This window comes from Moorena sp. SIO4G3 (assembly GCF_010692305.1).
GTDB lineage: Bacteria > Cyanobacteriota > Cyanobacteriia > Cyanobacteriales > Coleofasciculaceae > Moorena > Moorena producens_A.
The window spans coordinates 1-7,134 of record NZ_JAAHIG010000428.1 but is presented as its reverse complement, the minus strand read 5'-3'; the positions used below and the strand labels follow the sequence as shown (position 1 = coordinate 7,134).

The window sequence follows — 7,134 nt, the reverse complement described above, 5'->3', positions numbered from 1 at the left end:
CAATGGGGTCTCCCAAAGGGGTTCCCGTACCGTGGGTTTCTACATAACTAATCTGTGCTGGTTTAACCCCAGCATTGGCTAAGGCTTGCCGGATCACTGCTTGTTGAGAAGGACCATTGGGAGCTGTTAGTCCATTACTGTGACCATCTTGGTTAACCGCTGAACCTCTAATAATTGCCCGAATATTATCCCCATCCCGGATTGCATCTGCCAGCCGCTTCAGGACAACAACGCCACATCCTTCTCCCCTGACATAACCATCCGCAGCTTGATCAAACGTTTTGCAACGCCCATCTGCTGACATCATCTGAGCCTGGGAGCAAATAATTGTCGGCTCTGGCATAAGAATTAGGTTCACCCCTCCAACCAGGCACAGATCAGATTCCCCTGTTTTCAAACTTTGGCAGCCATAGTGAAGTGCTACTAAAGATGAGGAGCAAGCGGTATCCACAGCCAGACTTGGTCCGCGCAGATTCAGCACATAAGATAAGCGACAAGGAATAATCGATGAGTTTGTTCCAGTTCCACTGTATGCATCTAAGCCAGAAATATCTCTGGGCATAAGCACAGAGTAATCAGAGTTGGTAACACCAACAAAGACCCCGGTCTGACTACCAGCTAATCGTTCTGGTGCTATTCCAGCATTTTCCAAGGCTTCCCAAGCCACTTCCAAGATCAGTCTTTGCTGGGGATCCATCTGCTTAGCTTCGCGGGAGGAAACACGAAAAAAGCTGGGTTCAAATCCATCTACTTGTTCTAATAAACCAGCACAGCGGGTATTCATTTTTCCTGGGGTAGCCGGTTCGGGTTCATAAAACGAATCAATATCCCATCGGTCTTTAGGTATCTGAGTGATCCCATCTATCCCATCATGCAGAATTTGCCAAAACTCTTGTGGTGTTTCAGCCTGAGGAAAACGACAACCAATGCCAACAATTGCTATAGGTGTTGAGTCTGAAATCATCAATACTTACTCAATGATTGAAAATACTTTAATTACGCGGTTTAAAACTACTAGTAAATACAAAGATTAAACGTTTTTTTTGCTTACCAAATCAAAGTGCTCCGGGCATTCCTCCCTGCCCACTCAGCAAGGATGGAATATCCTGCACTAAGATTAAATGATTCAAGTTGGGTTGTTGGTATCTAGCAGCATTAGAGTATGTTTCCCATTTCTTTTACTGCACCTAATTAGTCACCAATCTAGAAAACTGCTCAAATGTTTGGCGATTAGCTTGCAGAGATTTGTCAATTGAGCCAGCAGCTGCCATCAAGCGCATTTCGCGGTTGACTGGCCAAAGGTAATCAATCTCTTCACAAAAACGCCGACTATTTGATCAGAGATTTTGGTGGTTTTTAAGAGCCACATGAAATCCCTCGTGTTCCTGACAGAAACACTGCTGCATCCAATCAAGCGATTCTCTTTGGGACATACCAAATACAGGTTATTTCAGGATCTTATAAACAAAATCAATCGTAGAAAAGTTATCTTTAGACATCAATACTGGTGATGCACCAGAAATTCCATTATGGAAATTTTTCTGAATTAAATATATTGTCCAATTAGCGACAAGTTTTTCGTAGACCGTTGGTTTTGATAATTCTTTGTACAAGTCTCTACCCAGAAACATGGACGTTGTGGTGTGAAACGCTTCATCCAACAAATGATAGTAGTAAATGGCTGTTGGACTTGGGATAAACTCACCTTTTTTTTGCAATTTTTGGAAATATTTATAGATAGTGAATTCTATATTTTTGACTCCCATATTCGCCATGTAGCGCAAGGCATAGTATTGGCACGCCATAAAAGGGGAACCTCCCCAGTTGAAGGTCAAGAACCGTAAGCGAGAGTCTGGTGCTAATCCTAGTCCCCAAAATCCCCCAGCAGAACCTGGTATTGATTGATTTTTCTGCTCTAATTCCCTCAAATACTGAGAATAGTATTGTTTTGAGCCGCTCAACATCCCTTTAGGGATGAAACCCAAGGTTTTATCTCGGTACTCTGACCAGGGCAAATTTTTCAGACTCAAGTATAAATGTTGTGAATCTGAAGACTTTGAACCATTAGCTAAGCCCCTTCTTTTCAATTTGTACGATTTACCTTTTAGGGGAGCTTTAAAGGCATCTTTTCCTAGTAACGTTCTAGTTGTTAAAAATCCGATTTTGTGAAAGGCGTGAATGTGAGAACGCTCCTGTTCAGTTTCGATATCCAACTCCTGGGATATAGTTTCGTAACCGCCAATGGCAGCAAAAACACTGGAGGTAACTTGATTATAAGTAATGACCTCAGTTTCCCCAGCAGAAATATTATGGTATGCCAAAAACCAATTCAGGTGATTGAGTGCTATTTTTTGAGAGGGAGAAGCAACTTCATAAAGGGGGGTGCCATATAATATGGATTGTTCCGGTTCGCTCCAATAGTGATCGCTATTTTTATGGTAGTTAAAGCTTTTCTCGAGTTCTTCTATTTTTTCTGTATAGTTGGATTCTAAGTTACTGCGACATGTTTTTTCAATTGCGGTTAATGTTTTCTTTCCCCGTGAGAGCGATTTTTTTTTGTTTAATTCGGCTGTTTGCAACTGTTGTGCCATTATTTTTTTATCCAGAATGTAGACGAAATCTTACAATAGTACAACTAAATTCAATCTGAAAATCTTCTAAGTTTGACCGTGGCGTACTATCCACTGCCCCAGAAAATGATGATGGTATATAACGTAAAAAATCGAGTGGTTTAGGCTACGGACTTAGCAAATTGTTTAAAGGTTTTGATATTTGCTTGGATAGCCCGGTCAATGTTAGCTGCTGAGTCCATCAGGCGCATTTCTCGATTGACTGGCCAGAGGTAGTCAATGTCATTAAAAAAGCGCCGAATATCAGACAGTAACCGTTGGTGGGACTTGAGGCTGACGTGAAATGCTTCATTTTCTTGACACAAACTTTGTTGCATACTATTGAGTGCTTCAGAGGAAGACATTCCGAATATCGGCGATCGCAGTATTTTGTAGCACAACAACATACTTAGCGACTCATCTACCACGCACTGACCGGGTAATATACAAGAAAGTCCGCTCAAAACATTACGTTGCATCATGTAGATCGTCATATTGGCCACAAATTTTTCATAGGCCGTTGGCGGGGAAAAGTCTTTGTATAAGTCGCGAGAAATGGTCTGGGAAATGGTGGTATGAAACGATTCATCTAACAAATGGAAGTGGGAAATAGCTGTGGGGGTGGGAATGAACTCAGATCTCTTGTGTAAGTCCTTAAAATACTTGAAATAGGAATGTTCCTGATTTTTGAGAACTAAATTAACAATGTAGCGTATGGTGTAGTATTGACTAGCCAAGAACGGCGAACTTCCCCAGTTGTAGACAAAAAACGGCAGCATCTGCCGAGGAGCCAATAGTCCTGCTATCCCGTCTGCATACCCAGGAATTGGCTCATTTCTCTGCACTAGTTCCTCCAAATACTGCGAACGGCAGTTTTTTTGCCCAGGAAGCATTTTTTCAACTGTCCAGCGCCAGGTCTTCTCCCAGTCAAGGGAGAAGAGCAACTTCTTCGGTAGTAAGTTGACAATATTTCCTCTGAGTCTCCTCTGTTTCTGCGATTTGTACCATTTACTCTGAAACGAATTTTTTAATAGGGCTTTGCCCAGCAGCGCCTGCTTAGTCTTGTAACCAACCTTGTGAAAGGTTTTAACGTGGTAATGTTCTTGCTTGGTTTCGGTTTCCAATTCCTGGCATAGGGTTTCGTAACCGCCAACTGCGACAAAAACGCCCCTTGTGACTTGGTTGTAAAAGATAGTTGCTGCTTCGCTAGCGGCTGTTCCATTGTACTGGCTAACCCAGAACAGATGATTGAGCGCAATTTTTTGCGAAGGTGAGGCAGCTTGGTAAATGGGTGTACCGTAGAGCACCGAAAGTTCTGGGTCACTCCAATAACAATCGCGATTAACCTGATAGTTAAAGTTTTTACCTAGCTCCTCTATTTTCTCGGTATAGTCAGACTTAACATTACTATTAAAGGTTCTTTCAATCAATGTCAAATGCTTCTGATTATTTTTGTCCTCCAGGTTTGAAGCTTGACTAGTTCTGGTTTGATTTGATACAGTTTTTATCACTTTTTTTTTCCCGGTGAGTGCAATTAACAACTTTGATGATGTTTATATTGAAACTGAATCAATGGGAAGATTTAATCCCATTTAAGCCTCTCCTTTGAGTTCATTGGCTAAATGCTGCGCCAGAGATTCAACACTTGGGTAATCGTAAAGAAGGGTAGGAGCGAGTTCCTGCTTTAACCATTCCTCTAAGTCCCCCGTGATTCCAACAGCTGCACTTGAATCCAAACCATAGTCATTAAAGTCTAAGGTAATATCCACCTCATCGGGTTCGATTTCTAACATTTCAGCCAGATAGGATACTAACCAAGCTTGAATTGTTGCTGCAGTTATAGGTTCTTGAGGAGGAGCTATGTGACCATTGTCAGTGCTACTTACTGAAGTATTACTTACTGAATCTATTATTGGCATCTCGGCAACTTCTAGATTTTGATTTTCCATTGTTTAAAAATCCTCGATAATTATTGCTACAATTGACATCAAATGTTAAACTTTTGGAGATAGCCTTAGCTTCTATCATTCCTGTTGTTGGAACTTTAACCTCCCAGACCAAGTCAGCCAATTCACTAGTGCATATTGAACAGTAACCTAAAGTTAATACTGAGAAGCAATCACAATTGCGAACCCCAATCCCATCACTCTTAATTGTTATTTTTGGCTTTGGCTTCGCCGTAGAAGTGGCAATCCACTCTACTAGTGTTGTGGGATCTAAATGCATCGACATAGGTCTTTCTCAGATTCTGCTGAATTTAATACACCCAAAGTTCCATTGAGAAACTTAGCTCGACAACGATGACGCTGAATCTTGCCACTGGAAGTCTTAGGGATACTCCCAGGTTTTAACAGTGCTACATCATGAACCTGCAGTTCGTGACTAGATGCCACTTCCCGACGAATATGTCTGACTACCTCCTGTGTGTCTAACTTTCGTAGGTAAGTCCGCTCTACTTCCTGAACAATGACTAGTCGCTGTTCACCGTTGACCTCCATTACAAAAGCTGCTCCTGAAGCTGGTCGTAAAGCAATATGACTCCGCTCCACCGTCAGTTCAATATCTTGGGGATAATGATTGCGACCGCGAATAATAATAACATCCTTGAGGCGACCTGTAACAAATAGTTCTCCATTGTTTAAAAATCCTAGGTCTCCAGTCCGCATAAATGGACCTTTTCCTGTATCTGCTATGTAGCCATGAAACGTCTGTTTTGTTTCCTTTGGTTTCTGCCAATAGCCACCAGCTACACTGGCACCGGACACCCAAATTTCTCCTACTTGGTTATCAGCGCATAGCTTTAAGGATTCAGGGTCAACGATGGCAATTTTTTGGTCTAACCATGACTGGCCACAACCTACAACCTTACGGAGACCTGTAACCTCGCTACAGACGGGTATTACTTTATTTTGTTCTAGTGCTTTCCCATCAAGCGAACAGATAACTGGTTGCTCTGTTTTCAACCCCCCAGACACAAATAACGTGGCTTCTGCCATGCCATAGCAGGGGTAAAACGCCTCTTTTCGGAAGCCACAGGGGCCAAATTTAGCAGCAAACTGCTCTAGGGTCTCGGCACGGACTGGTTCCGCTCCTGTAAAAGCCACATCCCAGCTGCTCAGATCTAGAGTAGCCAACTGGTCTGGCTTAACTTTACGAACGCACAGGTCATAAGCAAAATTAGGGCCACCACTAGTGGTAGCTTTGTATCGGGAAATCGCTTTTAACCAACGTATAGGCGTCTGCAGAAATGCCAGGGGTGAGAGGAGAATACAGGGGATCCCCAAATATAAGGGCTGAAGCACGTTGCCAATTAGCCCCATATCATGGAATAGAGGCAGCCAACCAACAAAAATGGTTTGTTCGCTATGTCCGAAGGCTTGCTTAACCATCCGCTGATTGTGTAGCAGATTACCGTGACTTACCATTACTCCTTTCGGTGTCCCGGTAGAACCGGAGGTGTACTGGAGAAAGGCCAGGCTACTGCTGTCTAGGGTTGGTTCAGACCAGTCCAAGCCTTGGTCGCGATCGCATTTATTGGTAGCAAGCAGGTGCAGCCTCCCCAGAGCTGGATGCTGGGCAAAGCGACTGGTTAACTCGGTCATAAGAGATGTGGTAGTTAGGGCAAACAACGCCTCTGCATCTGATGCGATCGCTAACAACCGAGACAGATTGTGACTGCGTCGGGGTGGTGGATAAGCGGGCACTGCAATTACGCCAGCGTACAAGCACCCAAAGAAGGCAGCAATGAAGTCTATACCTGGTGGATAGACTAGCAAAGCTCGTTCTCCCGTTGCCCCCAGAGACTGCAACTGGCAGGCGATCGCCCTTGAGCGTTTGTCTAATACCTCATAGGTGAGTAGATCAGTTTCTTCTTCCCCTTTTTCATTGAAAGTATAAGCGATTTGATCAGGCTGAGTTAGGGCTCTATAGCGCAACAACTCTACCAGATTGGAAAACTTCTCGTCAAGGTCTGAACATCTGATATTTTCCAAGTTTCAAGCTCCTTGCTAGATAGCGTTTTTCAACGCTTACTTGCTCCCTTGCCACAGTTTTTTACTGTTTTAACTTTACTTAGGTGTACTTAGGTTTCTGAGCCTTGATAGCCACCGAATTTATGCACGTTAAACTATAGCAAAAAAAAAACTACCTGTCAACCCTAATCGTAACTAAATTCTGCTTGACTCTCTTCCAACCTTGACATCTCCCCCGGCTAAAGCACCTATGCTTTATAAACATATTTCTTTACACAAAACTTGACAAAAGTCACTTGATATGATTACTGTGATCAAAAAACTTGACGTCCCACGTTCTCGCTCAGTTTGTATAGGGAAAGCCTTTTGCCAAAAAGGAGCGAAAAATCGTGATAGGCACGAGGGGATTTTGGGAGAATCATGTTAATTTAGCTGGCCGGTAAAAGAAGCCCCACATCCTGATGCGTAGCATAGGTGTGGGATGAATTTTACACAGAGTCCTTGGGATCGGGAAAGCGAGCTATTAAACTTCTAAGTACCTCAGATTGGTTCAT

Annotated in this window: 5 protein-coding genes; all 5 read right to left on the bottom strand. The window is 43.0% G+C overall.

The genetic code is table 11. From position 1 onward, the window contains the following. Nucleotides 1–964: polyketide synthase (locus F6J99_RS38950; RefSeq protein ID WP_293121403.1), on the bottom strand; the 964-nt coding region annotated here is incomplete at its 3' end. A gap of 481 nt (nt 965–1,445) precedes the next feature. Continuing rightward, nucleotides 1,446–2,591 carry a hypothetical protein gene (locus F6J99_RS38945; protein WP_293121401.1) on the bottom strand — a complete coding sequence of 382 codons (1,146 nt, stop codon included), beginning with the start codon at nt 2,589–2,591 and terminating at the stop codon, nt 1,446–1,448. A 140-nt stretch (nt 2,592–2,731) separates the two neighbouring features. After that, nucleotides 2,732–4,120, bottom strand: coding sequence for a hypothetical protein (locus F6J99_RS38940; protein ID WP_293121399.1), 1,389 nt, complete (start codon nt 4,118–4,120; stop codon nt 2,732–2,734). 81 nt (nt 4,121–4,201) lie between these two features. Continuing rightward, nucleotides 4,202–4,558: an acyl carrier protein gene (locus tag F6J99_RS38935; RefSeq protein WP_293058839.1), complete on the bottom strand. Its 357-nt coding sequence runs from the start codon at nt 4,556–4,558 to the stop codon at nt 4,202–4,204. A 267-nt stretch (nt 4,559–4,825) separates the two neighbouring features. After that, nucleotides 4,826–6,601 carry a fatty acyl-AMP ligase gene (locus tag F6J99_RS38930; RefSeq protein WP_293121397.1) on the bottom strand — a complete coding sequence of 592 codons (1,776 nt, stop codon included), beginning with the start codon at nt 6,599–6,601 and terminating at the stop codon, nt 4,826–4,828. Nucleotides 6,602–7,134: the final 533 nt, after the last annotated feature.